The following is a 16,155-nucleotide window of genomic DNA, read 5'->3' on the forward strand; positions in this document are numbered from 1 at the left end:
GGTGTGTGGCGTGCTGCGCTCACGAAGGGTGGGGGTGAGCTGGTTTGTGAAGGCGGGAAGCTGATCGGTTCGTGAAGGTTCTGTGTTTTTGGCGCCGCCTGCGGCGTCGCGGGGTTCGGGGCCCCCTTGGTCTCGTTCTTCACTCCCGGCGCTCAGTCGCTGCGCTCCTTCGCTCTGGTCGCTCCAGAACGAGACGGGCCCCGAACCACCAACGCTGACCGGCCGCATGCGGAGAAACGGGGCAGAGGTCGGATGCGGACAGACCGGCGGTAGGGGAATCAAACGCGCCGAGGGCGGCGGCCGGTCGGTTGAGTGAGGGGCGGATGTGGACGGACTGGCGGTTGGGGGATTGAACGCGCCGGGGGCGGCGGCCGGGTCGGTTGAGTGGGGGGCGGATGTGGACGGTTGGGGGATTGAACGCGCCGGGGGTGGCGGGTGAGGGCGGCTACATCCGCGAAGGCTCGGGCGCGCATCGGACCGGACGCGCCCGATGGTGGCGGCTCGGCGGTGGGGTCGGGGGCGTCCGGACGAATACTGGGCCGGGGCGGCAACCGGCCCGCGGCGGCATGGTATGCCGCCGCGGGTGGGGTGGGGTTGTGCTCTCAGGCTCCCAGGAGCTGGGCGCAGCGGAGCAGGCCCAGGTGACTGTAGGCCTGTGGGTGGTTGCCGAGGGACCGTTCGGCGACGGGGTCGTACTCCTCGCTGAGCAGGCCCGTCGGGCCGGCCACGTCCACCAGTTGCGCGAACAGTGCTTCCGCGTCCGAGCGTTTGCCGATCAGCAGGTAGGCCTCCACCAGCCAGGCCGCGCAGAGGTGGAATCCGCCTTCGCCGCCGGGCAGGCCGTCGTCGTGGTGGTAGCGGTAGACCGTGGAGCCGCTGCGCAGCTCGGCTTCGGTGGCCACCACCGTTGCCGCGAAGCGCGGGTCCGTGGGGTCGATCAGGCCGCTGAGTCCGATGTGCAGGGTCGCCGCGTCCAGGTCGGTGCCGTCGTAGGCGGCGGTGTAGGACTGGACCTCGTCGTTCCAGCCCTTGGCTTTGACCTCGTCGGCGATGGTTCGGCGCAGCGGGATCCAGTCGGTGTCGACCGGGCGGTCGAATTTCTCGGCGAGGGTGAGGGCGCGGTCCACTGTGAGCCAGCCCATCACCTTCGAGTACACGTGGTGGCGGGGGTTGCCGCGGATCTCCCAGATGCCGTGGTCGGGTTCGGTCCAGCGGCGCTGTACCGCCGAGACCATGTTGTGCACCAGGTCCCAGTCGGCGTCGGGCAGTACCTTGCGCGGATCGGTGATGCCCTGTTTTTCGCGTGCGTGGGCCAGCGAGGTGATCAGGTCCACGATCGGGCCGAAAACATCCAGCTGCACCTGCATATTCGCGGCGTTGCCGACGCGCACGGGGCGTGATCCGGCGTAGCCGGGCAGCTGGTCGATCACCGCTTCCGGGGGCAGGGTCTCGCCGTAGATGGTGTACAGCGGGTGCAGGCGTTCGGGGCCCGGCAGGGTTTCCAGTACGCGGTGTACCCAGTCCAGATAGCGCTCGGCTTCGTCCAGTGAGCCCAGCGATACCAGCGCGCTCGCGGTGAGCGCGGCATCACGCAGCCAGCAGTAGCGGTAGTCCCAGTTGCGGACGCCGCCGATATCTTCCGGGAGCGAGGTGGTGGCGGCCGCCAGGATCGACCCGGAGGGGGCGTGCACCAGACCGCGCAGAGTGAGCGCGGAACGTTTCATCAGATCCGGTTTGAGCCGGGGCAGGTCCAGCGTCCGCGCCCATTCCGACCAGTACAGCTCCGCGTTACGGCGCCGTTCCGGTTCATCGATGGCGGCCGGGCCGAGATCTTTCGATCCGCAACGCAATTCGAGGATCACGGCACCGAGCGACGGGTCGATGACGGCGGTGGCCGAATCGTGGACGCCGTCGCTGTGGATCTGCCATTGGACGCCGGGGGAGCGCAGTACCACCGGGTCGTTGGTGCCCCACACCCGCAGGCCGTCGCTTTCCACTTCGATGGACACCGGCACCTGGCCGAATTCCGGCCGCGGTGCGAAGGTGACCTCGGCGGGGGTCGCACCGGTGATCACTCGGGTGAGGTCGGTGCGGTCGGGGTCGACGTCGTGTGGGAGATAGTCGACGACCTGTAGTTTCGCCCATCGCGTCTCGACCGTCATGGTGCCGTCGACGTAGCGCTGCGACAGCGGCAGGCCCGGCCGCTGCGGGGTCACGGAGAAATGACCGGCGTCGAGACCGCCGAGCAGGTGCGCGAATACGGCCGCCGAATCCGGTTCCGGATGGCAGAACCAGGTCACGGTGGCATCCGGCGTGAGCAGAGCCACCGACCGTGGGCTGGCGAGCATGGACAGTCGTTCGATCGGCGGTGCGCTGGCCCCGGCCAGCCAGGTCCGCCGCTCCTCGAGCAGGAAAGCCAGCGCGTGCGAGACGGCCTCGGTGCTGTCCACCCGGTACTTCGCGACGGAATCGCCTTCGCCGACCTTGATCCCGATATCGGGACCGCACAGAACCCGGAAGGCTTTCTCGTCGGTGACATCGTCGCCGAAGAACACCGCCGCCGACGCGCTCTCCTGATGCCGCACCGTGCTCAGCGCGGAACCCTTGTCCGTCGGGACCACGGCCAGTTCGATAACGGCCTTGCCCTCGGTGACCTGTACGCCGACCCAGCTGGCCGGACCCTGCTGCGCCTGATCGAGCGCCCGGCGGCCGATCTCGGGGGTGGCGTTGCGAACGTGCAGGGCGACGCTGGCCGGTTTGACCTCCACGGAAGCGCCCGGATTCTCCGTGGCGATCGTATTCAGCGCGGCGACCACTTCGCGCAGCAGTTGTCTGGCGTCGTTATCGATGGCATGGACGAATCCCACATCGAATTCCGAGCCGTGGCTGCCGATCAGTTGTACTTCGACCGGTAACCGCGAGAGCGCGGCCAGATCACGCAGGGCGCGGCCGGAGATGACCGCGGCCGTGGTGCCGGACAGCCCGGCCAGCGCGCGTAATGCCCGCACGGATTCACCGTGCGGGTAGGCCTTGGACGGATCGGAGACGATGGGTGCGATGGTCCCGTCGTAATCCGATGCGACCAGTAGCCGAGGTACGCGCGCGATTGTCGCCAGCGCTCGGCGGAGTTCCAGTGGCAGATCCTGTGCGCTCACACATCCAACCTATGGATCGGAGTTTTCGTTAAGAGGGGGCGCGCATGACAATACTGTGTCATCATCCCTCGTCCGATTCGGCGGGAAGCGTGGACGGTTTCCTGCGGTGTGCGCGGGTTACGAACGGCTGCCGAGTAGCAGGTCGACGGTCAGTTCGAGGCGTTCGGAGACATCGGTCGCGGAAGCGCGGCGGGTGAGCCAGGCGACGAGGTTCGACAGCCACACATCGCTGATGACGCGAGCGATGGCGAGCTGGCGGTCGGTGGGATCGCCGTCGTTCATGGCGCGCGCGAACACCCGGTCCATCACCTTGCCCACTCGGTCCACCTCGGCGGCGGCCGAGGCGTCGGCGAACATGAAGGCGCGGGTCATGGCCTCGGTCAGCAGCGGATCCCGCTGCATCATCCGGGTGATCTGGGAGAGCAGCGTATGCATCCGCTCCTCCGGCGATTGGCCGGCCAGCGGTTTGCGCTTGCCCTCGAACTGCTCGAATTCCCGGGCCAGGGCCGAGACCAGTAGATGGACTTTGGACGGGAAGTACCGGTACAGCGTTCCCACCGCGACATCGGCCCGTTCGGCGACGGCCCGCATCTGCACCGCGTCGTAGCCGCCCTTGGAGGCCAGGGCGAGGGTCGCGTCCAGGATCCGCTTGCGCCGTTCCCGCTGGGCCGCCGAGCTCAATTCGTCCTCCCGCAGCGTGGTGACGGGCGCGGCGGAGGCCGCATCCGAGTCGCCGGGCTGGGAACGGGAGGGGCTGGCCATGGAGCGGAGTCCTTTCCGTGACGTGATCTTGCGCGTGCTGCGGCCGGTGGGCGCCATGCCTTGACTTCCGCCCGCCGAGGATATTAGAACATGTTCTAGGTGTGGGAGTCACGCCGGAAAGGCGGTATGGACTGTGACCATCGCCACCACTGACGAGCATAAAGCCGTTCAACAGTCGATGAGCGGGTGGGCTGCAGCGGCGAAACCGATTGCAACAATGCGGGCCGATACCTCCGGCTTCTGGCGTTCGTACTGGCCAACGCTCACCGAACTCGGAATCTTCCATGTCGCGGTGGCAGAGGAGGTCGGTGGCGCGGGCGGATCGGTCACCGATCTGGCCGTATTCCTCGAACAGGCGGCACACGACCTGGTCGGCGGGCCGGTACTGACGACGGCGGTGGCCGGGCTGGTGACGGCCGGCGCCCTGCCGGAGGATCAGCCCTGCGGGGTCGCGCTGGATACGGTTGTCGCCGACGATGCCGAACCCGGCGCGGATGCGGCCGTCCCGGTGCTCGAATCGGGAACGCTGAACGGCAGCTGGGAATCGGTGCTCGGCGCCGCGCCCGGCACCGCGGTACTCCTGCCGGTTACCACCTCGGGGGGCCGGCGCTGGTGCCTGGTGCCGCCGGATGTGGCCGGGCTGCAGGTCGAACCACTCGAACCACTCGATCTGGCGATGCCGCTGGCCCGGGTGCGTTGCACCGATGTGCGTGTGGACCCCGCCGCGGTGTTCGCGCCCGCATTCGCGGTGGAAGACCTACTGGTCGCGCTGGCCGTCGCGGAACTCGCGGGCGTGACCGGGTGGTGTCTGTCCACCGCGGTCGAATACGCCAAGGTGCGCGAACAGTTCGGCCGCAGTATCGGTTCGTTCCAGGCCGTCAAACATATCTGCGCGTGGATGCTGTGCCGGACCGAGCTCATCCGGGCAGTGGCCGCCGACGCCGCGGCCGCCGTCGATTCCGGTGCCGCCGAACTGCCCATCGCCACGGCGATCGCCGCGGCCATCAGCCTGGACGCCGCGGTGGAGACCGCCAAGGACTGCATCCAGGTGCTCGGCGGTATCGGGTTCACCTGGGAGCACGACGCGCACCTCTATCTGCGGCGGGCGGTGGCGCTGAGCCAACTGCTCGGCGGCGGTGAGTACTGGCGTAGCCGGGTCACCGAATTGACCCGCGCCGGGCAGCGTCGCACCACCGGTGCCGACCGGGTGTTCGCCGACGCGGCCGCGGTCGGCGGCGATTCCGGCGCCGTCACCGATGAACTCGCGACCGAGGTCGCCCGGATCGCGGCCCTGCCGGCCGAACAGCAGCGCACCGCGCTGGCCGAAGCCGGCATGATCATGCCGCACTGGCCCGAACCCTACGGTCGCGCGGCCGATCCGATGACCGGCCTGGTCATCTCCGAGGAGCTGCGCCGGGCCGGGCTGACGGTCCCCGATCTCACCATCGGCGGCTGGGCGATCCCGACCCTGCTGCAACACGGAACGCCCGAACAGATCGAACGTTTCGCCTGGCCGACGCTGCGCGGCGAGGTGGTCTGGTGCCAGCTGTTCAGCGAACCCGGGGCCGGTTCGGACCTCGCCGCGCTGCGCACCAGCGCCGAACGAACCGACGGCGGCTGGATCCTGCGCGGTCAGAAAGTGTGGACCTCGCTGGCCAAGGAAGCGAACTGGGCGATCTGCCTGGCCCGCACCGATCCCGCCGCGCCGAAACACAAGGGCATCAGCTATTTCCTGGTCGATATGCGCAGCGCCGGAATCGATATCCGGCCGCTGGTGCAGATCACCGGTGAGGCCCGGTTCAGCGAGGTGTTCCTCGACGAGGTCTTCGTACCCGACGACTGTGTGGTCGGCGCGCTGGGCAACGGCTGGAAGATCGCGCGCTCCACGCTGTCGGCCGAACGGGTCGCCATGAGCGGCAGCGGGATCGGGCCGGCGCTGGAGGAACTGATCGCCAAACTGCCCGCCACCGGACGGGGTTCGGAACTTCGCAACGACCGGCTGGGCGGTTTCGTCGCCGACGCGATCGCCGGGTTGCTGCTGGAACAACGTGCGGCCGTGCGGATCCTGGCCGGTGCCGATCCGAGCGCGCAGAGCAGTGTGCGCAAACTGGTGGGTGTACGGCACCGGCAAGCGGTCGCCGAGTTCGCGGTACAGGTAGCCGGCCCGGCCGGTGCGCGAACGACCGAGGACACCTCGGAATTCCTGCTCACCCGCTGTCTGTCGATCGCGGGCGGAACCGAGCAGATCCTGTTGACCGTGGCCGCCGAGCGGATCCTGGGCTTGCCCCGCGACGCGGCCGGTTAGATCGTTCGACGACTGGAGAGCAGAACGTGGACTTCACCCGAGACGAAGCTCAGGAGGCGGTGGCCGAGGTCGTCGTCGGACTCCTGGAGCGGGAGGCGGCGCGCGACAGCGAGCTGTGGCCGAAACTGGCGGCGACCGGTCTGCTGTCGGTCGCGCTACCGGCGCGGTTCGGCGGCGACGATATGGGTATCGACGCGGTATCGGTACTACTGACCGAACTGGCCACCGACGCCGTCGCCGCGCCTGCCCTGCCCACCCTGGGTTTCGGCGTACTGCCCCTGCTGGGCGCGGTGCCCGAGGCGGTGGCCGCGGAGGTTTTCCCGGCCGTTGCGGAGGGCGCGGTCCTGACGGCGGCCATCAGTGAACGCGGTGCCCCGCTGACCACCGAGCCCACGACCAAGGCCGAGGTGTCCGGTGATACCGCGCGTATCACCGGCTACAAGGTGGCGGTGCCCTGCGCGGATCAGGCCCGCTGGCTCCTGGTGACCACGGATTCCGGTGTCGCCCTGGTGGATTCGAACGCATCCGGCCTCTCGTTGGCGCCGTCCGCGGTTTCCGGGGAACTACCGGAATTCTCGGTGAAACTGGACGGGGTCGCGATCCCGGCCGACCGGCTGCTACCCGATGCGGGCCCGCGGCTGCACCGGCTCGTGCTCGCCGCCATCGGCGCCGCCGCCGACGGGTTGCTCTCCGGCGCGGTGAAACTCACCGCCGCGCATGTCGGCACCCGGCACCAGTTCAACCGGCCGCTCGCGGAGTTCCAGGCGGTCGCGCAGCAGATCGCCGATCTGTACGTGGTATCGCGAACACTGCACGTCGCGGCGGTTTCCGCGAACTGGGCGCTGGGCCAGGACGACTCGGGCCCCGAACAGCAGCAGCGGATCGACGACGATCTGAACGTGCTGGCCTACACTGTTGCCGCGGAATTGCCGCGTGCCATGCAGAAATGTCACCACCTGCACGGCGGTATCGGGGTGGATGTCACCCACTCCATGCACCGCTACTACTCACAGTCCAAAGACCTCGCCCGCTGGCTGGGCGGCGCCGCGCTGCGGCTCGAACGATTGGGGGCAGGGTGTTCATCGATCTGACCAGCGAACAACGCAAACTTCGCGCCGACCTGCGCGCCTATTTCGCCGATCTCGTCACGCCGGAGGAGGACGCCGAGATGGCGGTCAACCGGCACGGCGACGCCTACCGTGCGGTGGTCCGCCGGATGGGCAGCGACGGCTGGCTGGGTGTCGGCTGGCCGAAGGAGTACGGCGGCCAGGGCTTCGGCCCGGTCGAACAGCAGATCTTCTACAACGAAGCCTCCCGCGCCGATGTCCCGCTGCCCCTGGTCACTCTGCTGACCGTCGGCCCGACGCTGCAGCAGTTCGGTACGAGTGAGCAGAAAGAGAAGTTCCTGCCCGGGATCCTTTCCGGCGATATCCATTTCGCGATCGGCTATTCCGAACCGGAAGCCGGCACGGACCTGGCTGCGCTGCGCACCAGCGCGGTGAAGGACGACGCCGGTGATTGGGTCGTCAACGGCCAGAAGATCTTCACCACCGGCGCGCACGAGGCCGATTACATCTGGCTGGCCTGCCGCACGGGTTCGGTGGAATCCCGGCATCGCGGAATCACGATTCTGATCGCCGATACCTCCGATCCGGGCTATTCGTGGACCCCGATCATCACCGCCGACGGTGCGCATCACACAAATGCCACCTATTTCGACGATGTCCGCGTTCCGGCGGGCATGCTGGTCGGCGAGGAGAACAAGGGCTGGCGGCTGATCACCACTCAGCTCAATCACGAGCGGGTCAGCCTGGGCCCGTCCGGCAAGATCGAACAGCTCTACGACAAGGTCCGCGATTGGGCCCGCCCCCGGGCCATCCTCGACGAACCCGAAGCGCAGCGCGCACTGGGCCGCATCCACGCCATGACCAGGCTCAACGAACTGCTGAACTGGCAGGTGGCGGCCACTGCCGACGATAAGGACATCGATCCGTCCCAGGTCATCGCGGACGCCTCGGCGACCAAGATCTTCTCCACCGAGTCCCTGCAGGAGGCGGGCCGCCTGGCCGAGGAGATCATGGGACGCTTCGGCGACCCTGCGGACCCGGCAACCGCCGAACTGATGACCTGGCTCGACCGCCGCACCAAACAGAACCTGGTGGTCACTTTCGGTGGCGGCGTCAACGAGGTGATGCGCGAACTCGTCGCCTCCGCGGGCCTGAAATTGCCGCGAGTGCCACGCTGATGCGGTACTCCACGTCGACAAGGAGCAGCGTGCCTGATCCCAGTACTCCGGAAGCGATCACCGCCGCCGCCGAGAAGATCATGGCCGCCGGCGCCAGTTCTCCCCGCCCCGGCCGCGACCCGGTGAACCAGCCCATGATCAACAACTGGGTGGAAGCCCTCGGCGACACCAACCCGGTGTACGTCGACGAAGCCGCCGCCAAGGCCGCCGGTTTCGACGGGATCGTCGCCCCACCGGCCATGGCCCAGGTGTGGACCATGCTGGGGCTGGGTGGCCGCCGCCCCGCCGACGATCCGATGGAGTCCACCAACGCCCTGCTCGATTCCGCCGGCTACACCTCGGTGGTCGGCACCAACTGCGAGCAGATCTACCACCGCTACCTGCGGCCCGGTGAAGAGGTGAACATCACCAGCGCGCTGGACAGTATCGTCGGCCCGAAACGGACCGGGCTGGGTGAGGGTTTCTTCCTGACCTACCGCACCAGCTGGTACGTCGGTGACGAACTCGTCACCGAAATGCTCTTCCGCATACTGAAATTTGCGCCCGGTACCGGTGCCCCGGCGAAGCCCTCGGTCGCGGACCGGGTTCGCCCGCTGGTCTCCCACGACACCGAATTCTTCTGGGAAGGCACCAAAGCCGGGGAGCTGCGGATCCAGAAAACCCCCGACGGAACGCTGCGCCACCCCCCGGTGCCCGCGATCTGGCAGGACAAGGCCGAACCGGTCGACTATGTCGTGGCCTCCGGTAAGGGCACGGTGTTCAGTTACGTCGTGCACCACGCCCCCAAGGTCCCGGGCCGTGCTCTGCCGTTCGTGGTCGCGCTGGTGGAACTCGAAGAGGGGGTGCGGATGCTGGGCGAGCTGCGCGGTATCGACCCCGAGAAGGTCGAGGTGGGGCTGGAGGTCGTCGCCGGTTTCGAGAAGCTGGACGACGATACGGTGCTGCCGTTCTGGAAGGTGATCGCATGACCGCCACATTCGATCCGGCCGCTGTCCGGGTCGGTACCGAACTGCCCGAACTGTCGATCCACGCCGATCCGACCTTCGTGATCAGTACCGCACTGGCCACCCGGGATTTCCAGGATGTGCACCATGACCGGGACAAGGCCGTCGAGCGCGGATCCAAGGATATTTTCGTCAATATCCTCACCGATACCGGGCTGGTGCAGCGGTTCGTCACCGACTGGTCCGGCCCGAGCACCGTGGTGAAATCCATATCGTTGCGCCTCGGGGTGCCGCTCTACGCCTACGACACCCTCACTCTCACCGGGAAGGTGACGGCGATCGAGGGCGCCGATATCCACCTCGAGGTCGTCGGCAAGGACAGCCTGGGCGACCACATCATCGCGAAGGTCGTCGCGACCCTTGGACAGGGGGGCCCGGCATGAGCGAGTCAGGCCCGGAGGCGGCAGCGGAGCGTAACCACGTAGGGCCCTCGCTCATGCCGAATCGACACCGCATGAGCGAGTCAGGCCCGGAGGCGGCAGCGGAGCGTAACCACGTAGGGCCCTCGCTCACGCCCATTGGATACGGCGTGAGAACTGCAGGCGGAGCGAGGGCTTTCGTGGCCCGCGGAACGAGGTTCGTGTGACAACATCCGATCATCCACTGTCCGGCCGGGCCGCTATCGCGGGTATCGGCGCCACCGATTTCTCCAAGGAATCCGGTCGCAGCGAACTGCGGCTGGCGGCGGAGGCGGTGACCGCGGCCCTGGCCGACGCGGGACTGACACCGGCCGACGTCGACGGTCTGACGACCTTCACCATGGATACGAACCTGCAGGTCGCGGTGGCGCGGGCGGTGGGTATCCCGCAGCTGAAGTTCTTCAGCCATATCGGCTACGGCGGCGGTGCGGCCTGCGCCACCGTGCAACAGGCGGCGATGGCCGTGGCGACCGGAGTCGCGGACGTCGTGGTGGCGTACCGGGCGTTCAACGAACGGTCGGTATCGCGGTTCGGGCAGTTCTCGAGCTCGCTCGCCGCCGCGCCGACCTCTTCGGGAATCGACGCCGGCTGGTCCTATCCGCACGGACTGGGCACGCCGGCCGCGCAGGTCGCGATGGTGGCCCGCCGCTATATGCACGTCTACGGCGCGACCAGCGCGGATTTCGGCCGGATCGCCGTCGCCGATCGTAAACACGCCGCGGTGAACCCCAACGCCTTCTTCTACAACAAGCCGATCACGCTCGAGGATCATCAGAAATCGCGCTGGATCGCCGAGCCACTGCATCTGCTGGACTGCTGTCAGGAATCCGACGGCGGGGTGGCGATCGTGGTGACCAGTGTGGAACGGGCGCGGGATCTGCCCAACCCGGCGGCCGTGATCACCGCCGCGGCCCAGGGCAGCGGCGCGGACCAATACGTGATGACCAGCTACTACCGTGACGCGCTGACCGGGCTCCCGGAAATGGGTCTGGTCGGCGACCAGTTGTGGGAACAGAGCGGATTGCGTCCCGACGATATGCAGGCCGCCATTCTGTACGACCACTTCACTCCTTTTGTGCTCATGCAGCTGGAGGAACTGGGATTCTGCCCACGCGGCGAGGCGAAGGATTTCATCGCCGACGGGACTATCGAAATCGGTGGAAAGCTACCGATCAATACGCACGGCGGCCAATTGGGCGAGGCGTACATCCACGGGATGAACGGTATCGCCGAAGGAGTCCGGCAGTTGCGCGGAAAATCGGTGAATCAGGTCGACCAGGTGGAGAACGTTCTGGTCACCGCGGGCACCGGGGTTCCGACCTCGGGACTGGTACTCAGCGCCGACCGCGCCTCCTGACGGGCGGAGCCGCGGCCGGCCGGCCCGGCGAATGCGGATGTATGTGGACCACGCGCCCGGAGCACGGGCGTATGCGCTGGGCGCGTGGACCGGCAGCGATAACCGGGGGTGCGGGTAGCCGAGCGATTCCGCCGGGATGAACCGTCGATCCCGATGGACTCGAGCCGGGACGCGGCCGAATCCCCGGCGGATAGCTCGTCTACCGAGACGGCACCCGGTGCGGGTGGCCGCGGCGATATTCACGGGTCTCCTGGAACGCTTGTGAGTTTTCACAGCGGGGAACAAGATATAACTGTCGATTACGCAATGGGCAGTACGTTTGCCGGCCAGGAGCTGGTCCAAGTGGAAAAGTCGCTATTTCATATTGTCGAATCGCCACCGGACCGGCCGTCCGGCATGTAACTATGTGGCTGTTCTCAGCTGTGCAAGTTTTCGAGGTATCGGGTTGGCCGGGTCGCGGGCGCTGATCGCGCGCATTGTGGCGGTGTTCGCGCTGCTGTTCTGCGCTGTCCTCGCCCTGCGCGGATATATCCCCGGGATGCCGGACAGTCCCGAGGAGAACGCGGACAGCACACCCGCCGTCCTTTCCGTCGTCCTCATGCCGGTGCTGCTCACCGTCTCGATCGTGGTGCTGCTGGCCGGTGTCATCGCCAGCCAGCACCGGCTGCCCCTGGCCATGCCCGACCTCGACACCGACGAATCCGAACAGCCCTGGCAACTCGGCCGCCTCGGGTTGATCGTGCTGTTCCTCCTGGCTGTCGCCGGAGTCCTGGCAGCGGTCGCCTTCGCGGTCTATTTCATCGGATTCCAGCGCACCGCCGAACAGGTTCCGGCGGCACCGCCGCAGAGCTCCGAACAGACGACCCGGCCTGTCGCGCCGCCGGGTACCGAAGAAGACCAACCGGTGCTCACCGGCACCGGTCTGATCCTGGCCACCGCCTCGGCCGGCACGCTGGTCGCCGTCGCGGTCACCGGACTGGTCGTCGTCACCGTGAATACGCAGCGCCGGGAGCGCCGGGCGGAGGACGAGGCAGTCGCCGATGCCGCCGCCGAGGAACTGCGCAGCGAAACCCTGTCCCTGGTCAAGGCGGCGGAAATGGGTTTGGCCGCGATGAACGCGCCCGGGCAGGACCCGCGCACCGCGATCATCGCCTGCTATGTGGCGATGGAGCGCGGCCTCATCTATGCCCAGGGAGCCGCCCCGCTGGCCTCCGATACTCCGATGGAGGTGCTGGCCCGGGCGTTCGAACGCGGTGCCCTGCACGATGCCTCGGCCCGTGAACTGGTCGCGCTGTTCGAAGAGGCCCGGTTCAGTCCACACGACATGCTGGCGTGGCAGCGGATGCGCGCCGAACAGCTACTGCGGGTGGTTCTCTCGGATCTGGGTGCGCCGATTCCCGCCCCGGCTGCTTCGGAAGAACCGGACCCGGCCGCCTATATGCCCGGCGCACCGAGCGGGATGGGGGGCCGGTGACCAGACCCTGGATAGTCGTGGCCGCGATCCTCGCGGTCGCCGGATTCGAAGCCGTGGCCTTTGTCCGGGCCCGGGAATTCATGCTGGTCGCCGCCGGAGTCCCGGTGGCGATCGCACTGTGCTGCTTCGTCTGGGTGCTGTTGCGCCCGGAGAAGAAAGAGAAGGAATTCGTCGACGAGATGGCCAACGGGCCCGCCGAAATGCTGCACCACTGGCATGCCCGCGCCCAGATGCTCGCCGACCGTGCCGACGGGAGCCGGGCTGATTGGGACCGGCACCTGCGTCCCCTGCTGGCCAAAGAATTCCAATTGTCCGCCGGGCTGCGAGTCAGCAAGAACCGGCGGGCGCTGGAAAGTGCCGGGGTCCATCTGTTCGGTGCCGAGCTGTGGCGCTGGGTGGATCCGGCGGATTCGGCGTTGCGTGACCAGAACACGCCCGCGCCGGGTCGAGCGGCTCTGGACGAGATCCTGAGCCGCCTTCAGAGAATGTGAAACGGGTCGACACATTGCGAGAAATGACATGACACTGCCCTTGGACGCGACTGTCCAGCGAACCGAAGCCGTGCTCCGGGAGGTATCCCGGGTCGTGGTGGGTAAACGCGAAGAGCTACAGCTCATCATGATCGCGATACTGTCCGGCGGGCATGTGTTGATCGAGGATCTGCCCGGCCTGGGCAAAACGCTGATTGCCCGATCGTTCGCGGCCGCTCTCGGTTTGGATTTCACCCGGGTGCAGTTCACCCCCGACCTGCTGCCAGCGGATCTCCTCGGCTCCACGATCTACGACATGTCCACCGGCCGGTTCACCTTCCGCCGGGGCCCGGTGTTCACCCATATGCTGCTCGCGGACGAGGTGAACCGCACCCCGCCGAAAACCCAGGCGGCGTTGCTGGAGGCGATGGCCGAAGGGCAGGTGAGTATCGACGGCGAAACCTTCCCGCTGCCACAGCCGTTCGTCGTACTGGCCACCGACAACCCCATCGAATACGAGGGCACCTACCCGCTGCCGGAAGCTCAGCTGGATCGTTTCGCCCTCCAGTTGCGGCTCGGCTACCTCTCCGAACTCGACGAAACCGAGATGATCCGCCGGCGGCTCGAACGCGGTGCCGTTTCGCCGCGGGTACATCAGGTGGTTGACGCCCAGGGGCTGATGGAGATGCGGCACGCGGTGGAATTCGTCTCCGTGCACCCGGATGTGGTGGGTTATGTGGTGGCCTTGGCCGCGGCGACCCGCGGTCACGCACAGGTGGAGGTCGGGGCCAGTCCGCGGTCGGAATTGGATCTGGTGCAGATGGCACGCGCCCGCGCGCTGCTGAACGGCCGCGACTATGTCATCCCCGAAGATGTGAAATCCCTCGCCGTGCCCGCGATGGCGCACCGGATCACCCTGCGGCCGGAAATGTGGGTGCGCCGGATCCGCGGCGAGGATGTGATCGGCGAACTACTGCGCCGGCTCCCGGTTCCGCGCGCCGCCACCCGATGAGACACCGCGACGCCAGGGCCACAGTGGAGGCGAAGCTGCGATGGCGCCCCGCCCCACTGACCTATCTGCTCGCCATCGCCTCGGCCGTCGCGCTGCTCGGTGCGGTGATAACGGCCAGCTGGCAGCTGGTGGTTTTCGCGGCACCCATGCTCGGGGTCCTGGCCAGTGCGCCATGGCAGGTGAACCGCACCAGGATCCAGGTGGACGGCGGTGGGACACAGCGGTGTTTCGAAGGTGAGCAGGTCACCGTCACCATCGCCGCGTTCGTCGACCAGGGGCACGCCCTGTTGCGCTGCCGGCCGGTGGCGACCCAGGGGATGACGGTCACCGTGGACGAATCATCGGATTCCGGGACCGCGCCCGCCGGGTTGCGGTTGACGGTATCGGCCCAACGGTGGGGCCGGTATCCGCTGTCGGTGCGGGTGGAAGCGCTGAGCCCGGCCGGGATGGCGCTGGCCACCGCGACCCTGCCCGCCGGCGAAATCTTCGTCTATCCGATCACCGATCCGCAGCGGATGCGCCTGCCGCGCACCGAACTTCCCGAACGCCTCGGGATCCATCTCACCCGTAAGCACGGACCCGGGGTGGAATACGCCGATATCCGCGCCTACGCTCCGGGTGACCAGTTGCGCATCGTGAACTGGCCGGTGAGTGCCCGGCGGGGCCGGTTGTATGTGACCGAACGCCTGACCAACCGGTCCGCCGATGTGGTCGTCCTGGTGGATACGTCCCAGCAGGCGCCCGGCCCGGCCACCGACGCGCTCGAACAGTCGGTCCGCGGCGCGGCGCAGGTGGTGCAGTCCACCCTGCAAGCCGGCGACCGCACCGCCGTGGTCTGCCTCGGCCGGTCGCCGCGCTGGTTGCGCCCCGATATCGGCCGCCGGCAGTTCTACCGGATCGTCGACACCGTGCTCGATGTGGGGGACGAACATATCCCCACCACCGGCACGCTCGCCCCGTACGCCGCGGTTCCGCTCGGCGCGATCGTCATCGCGTTCTCCACACTGCTGGACACCCAGTTCGCGCTCGCCCTGATCGACCTGCGCAAACGCGGGCATGTCGTGGTGGCGGTGGACGTACTGCGCGGCAGCCCCTTCGCCGACGACCTCGACCCCATCATGGAGAAGATGTGGCAACTGGAGCGGATGTCGATGTACCGCGATATGAGCACGGTCGGCGTGGATATCGTCAACTGGGCCGCTGATACCCGCCTCGACCAGACGATGCGCCTGCTGCCCCAGCACCGCCGGAGGATCCGGGTGCGCCGATGATCAAATTTCTCGCCCATCTCTCCGGGACCCTGCTGGTGCTGCTGGTCGCACTCGTCCAGCCCTGGGCGGCACCCGCCGCGATCATCCTGGTGGTTATCGGCCGCTGGTGGCGGCTCGCGGCAGTCGGCGCGGTCCTACTGGTGATCGGAGTCCTGGGTCTGTCGCAAACCAGCCTGATGGCAGCCGCGGCCGCGGGCTTGGTCTCCACTACCTACTTGTTGAATATCGCGACCGTGACAGCGCCGCGCGGGGTGGTCCCCACGACGCTGCCCTCGGTGGTCGGCGCGGTCCTGTGGACCGGCGCGGCGGGCGCGGCGGCAGTGCTACCGATCGAACTGGCCTGGTCGCCTGTGGTGGCACCGGTTCTGGTGATCCTGCTGTCCTCGATCCTCACGTACAGCATCACCGCGACCCGGAGGCGTCCGGCGAAACCGGTACCAGAGGCAGCGGAGGGTTCGGCAGCTCCGGGCTGAGCGGGACGCGGCGAGAACAGTGGCACCTGGGTGCGACATAGTCCGGCAGGCGCCGGTCTTTGTCGATTCGTCAGCGCCTGTCGTGCTCGGGTTCCTGCTCTGACCGGTGCACCCTGGCGTTGAGCAGCAAGCATTACGTGCTCGCCCTCGGTCTCCTGGAATGCGACGGCCGCGCGCTCTCATCGATCCCGTTCGACTCTATCCGGGT

Annotated in this window: 13 protein-coding genes; 11 read left to right on the forward strand and 2 right to left on the reverse strand. The window is 67.7% G+C overall.

The window, feature by feature from the left end; all coding sequences use genetic code 11:
- Positions 1-602: 602 nt before the first annotated feature.
- Complete coding sequence (gene otsB / locus ABZ827_RS17895) at positions 603-3,155, reverse strand: trehalose-phosphatase (protein ID WP_357237876.1); 2,553 nt, start codon at positions 3,153-3,155, stop codon at positions 603-605.
- A 117-nt stretch (positions 3,156-3,272) separates the two neighbouring features.
- On the reverse strand, positions 3,273-3,917 hold the full coding sequence (gene kstR, locus ABZ827_RS17900) for a cholesterol catabolism transcriptional regulator KstR (protein ID WP_357237877.1): 645 nt from the start codon (positions 3,915-3,917) through the stop codon (positions 3,273-3,275).
- Positions 3,918-4,050: 133 nt separating this feature from the next.
- Here kstR and ABZ827_RS17905 point away from each other — a divergent pair, with 133 nt between their 5' ends.
- The 11 genes from ABZ827_RS17905 (at position 4,051) to ABZ827_RS17955 (ending at position 15,947) form a co-directional block, all read left to right on the forward strand.
- Entirely contained in the window at positions 4,051-6,222 is a 2,172-nt protein-coding gene (locus tag ABZ827_RS17905) for an acyl-CoA dehydrogenase (RefSeq protein WP_357237878.1), read from the forward strand.
- Positions 6,223-6,248: 26 nt separating this feature from the next.
- Positions 6,249-7,313 carry an acyl-CoA dehydrogenase family protein gene (locus tag ABZ827_RS17910; RefSeq protein ID WP_357237879.1) on the forward strand — a complete coding sequence of 355 codons (1,065 nt, stop codon included), beginning with the start codon at positions 6,249-6,251 and terminating at the stop codon, positions 7,311-7,313.
- On the forward strand, positions 7,298-8,467 hold the full coding sequence (locus ABZ827_RS17915) for an acyl-CoA dehydrogenase family protein (RefSeq protein WP_357237880.1): 1,170 nt from the start codon (positions 7,298-7,300) through the stop codon (positions 8,465-8,467). The genes ABZ827_RS17910 and ABZ827_RS17915 overlap by 16 nt, the downstream gene beginning before the upstream one ends.
- An 80-nt stretch (positions 8,468-8,547) precedes the next feature.
- The gene (locus ABZ827_RS17920) at positions 8,548-9,435 is read left to right on the forward strand and encodes a MaoC family dehydratase N-terminal domain-containing protein (protein WP_357238003.1); all 888 of its coding nucleotides are present in this window, start codon (positions 8,548-8,550) and stop codon (positions 9,433-9,435) included.
- Positions 9,432-9,854 (forward strand): MaoC family dehydratase, encoded by a 423-nt coding sequence (locus tag ABZ827_RS17925; protein WP_357237881.1) that lies wholly within the window; start codon positions 9,432-9,434, stop codon positions 9,852-9,854. The genes ABZ827_RS17920 and ABZ827_RS17925 overlap by 4 nt, the downstream gene beginning before the upstream one ends.
- A 199-nt stretch (positions 9,855-10,053) precedes the next feature.
- Positions 10,054-11,247, forward strand: coding sequence for a lipid-transfer protein (locus ABZ827_RS17930; RefSeq protein ID WP_357237882.1), 1,194 nt, complete (start codon positions 10,054-10,056; stop codon positions 11,245-11,247).
- A gap of 445 nt (positions 11,248-11,692) precedes the next feature.
- Positions 11,693-12,721, forward strand: a complete 1,029-nt coding sequence (locus tag ABZ827_RS17935) for a DUF4129 domain-containing protein (protein ID WP_357237883.1) — start codon at positions 11,693-11,695, stop codon at positions 12,719-12,721.
- Positions 12,718-13,212 carry a hypothetical protein gene (locus ABZ827_RS17940; RefSeq protein WP_357237884.1) on the forward strand — a complete coding sequence of 165 codons (495 nt, stop codon included), beginning with the start codon at positions 12,718-12,720 and terminating at the stop codon, positions 13,210-13,212. Before ABZ827_RS17935 ends, ABZ827_RS17940 begins: the two co-directional genes overlap by 4 nt.
- 28 nt (positions 13,213-13,240) lie before the next feature.
- Positions 13,241-14,203, forward strand: coding sequence for a MoxR family ATPase (locus ABZ827_RS17945; RefSeq protein ID WP_357237885.1), 963 nt, complete (start codon positions 13,241-13,243; stop codon positions 14,201-14,203).
- Complete coding sequence (locus ABZ827_RS17950; protein ID WP_357237886.1) at positions 14,200-15,474, forward strand: DUF58 domain-containing protein; 1,275 nt, start codon at positions 14,200-14,202, stop codon at positions 15,472-15,474. The genes ABZ827_RS17945 and ABZ827_RS17950 overlap by 4 nt, the downstream gene beginning before the upstream one ends.
- The gene (locus ABZ827_RS17955; protein ID WP_357237887.1) at positions 15,471-15,947 is read left to right on the forward strand and encodes a hypothetical protein; all 477 of its coding nucleotides are present in this window, start codon (positions 15,471-15,473) and stop codon (positions 15,945-15,947) included. The genes ABZ827_RS17950 and ABZ827_RS17955 overlap by 4 nt, the downstream gene beginning before the upstream one ends.
- Positions 15,948-16,155: the final 208 nt, after the last annotated feature.

Origin of the sequence: Nocardia sp. NPDC019395 (genome assembly GCF_040632335.1) — a bacterium.
In the GTDB taxonomy this organism is placed as follows: domain Bacteria; phylum Actinomycetota; class Actinomycetes; order Mycobacteriales; family Mycobacteriaceae; genus Nocardia.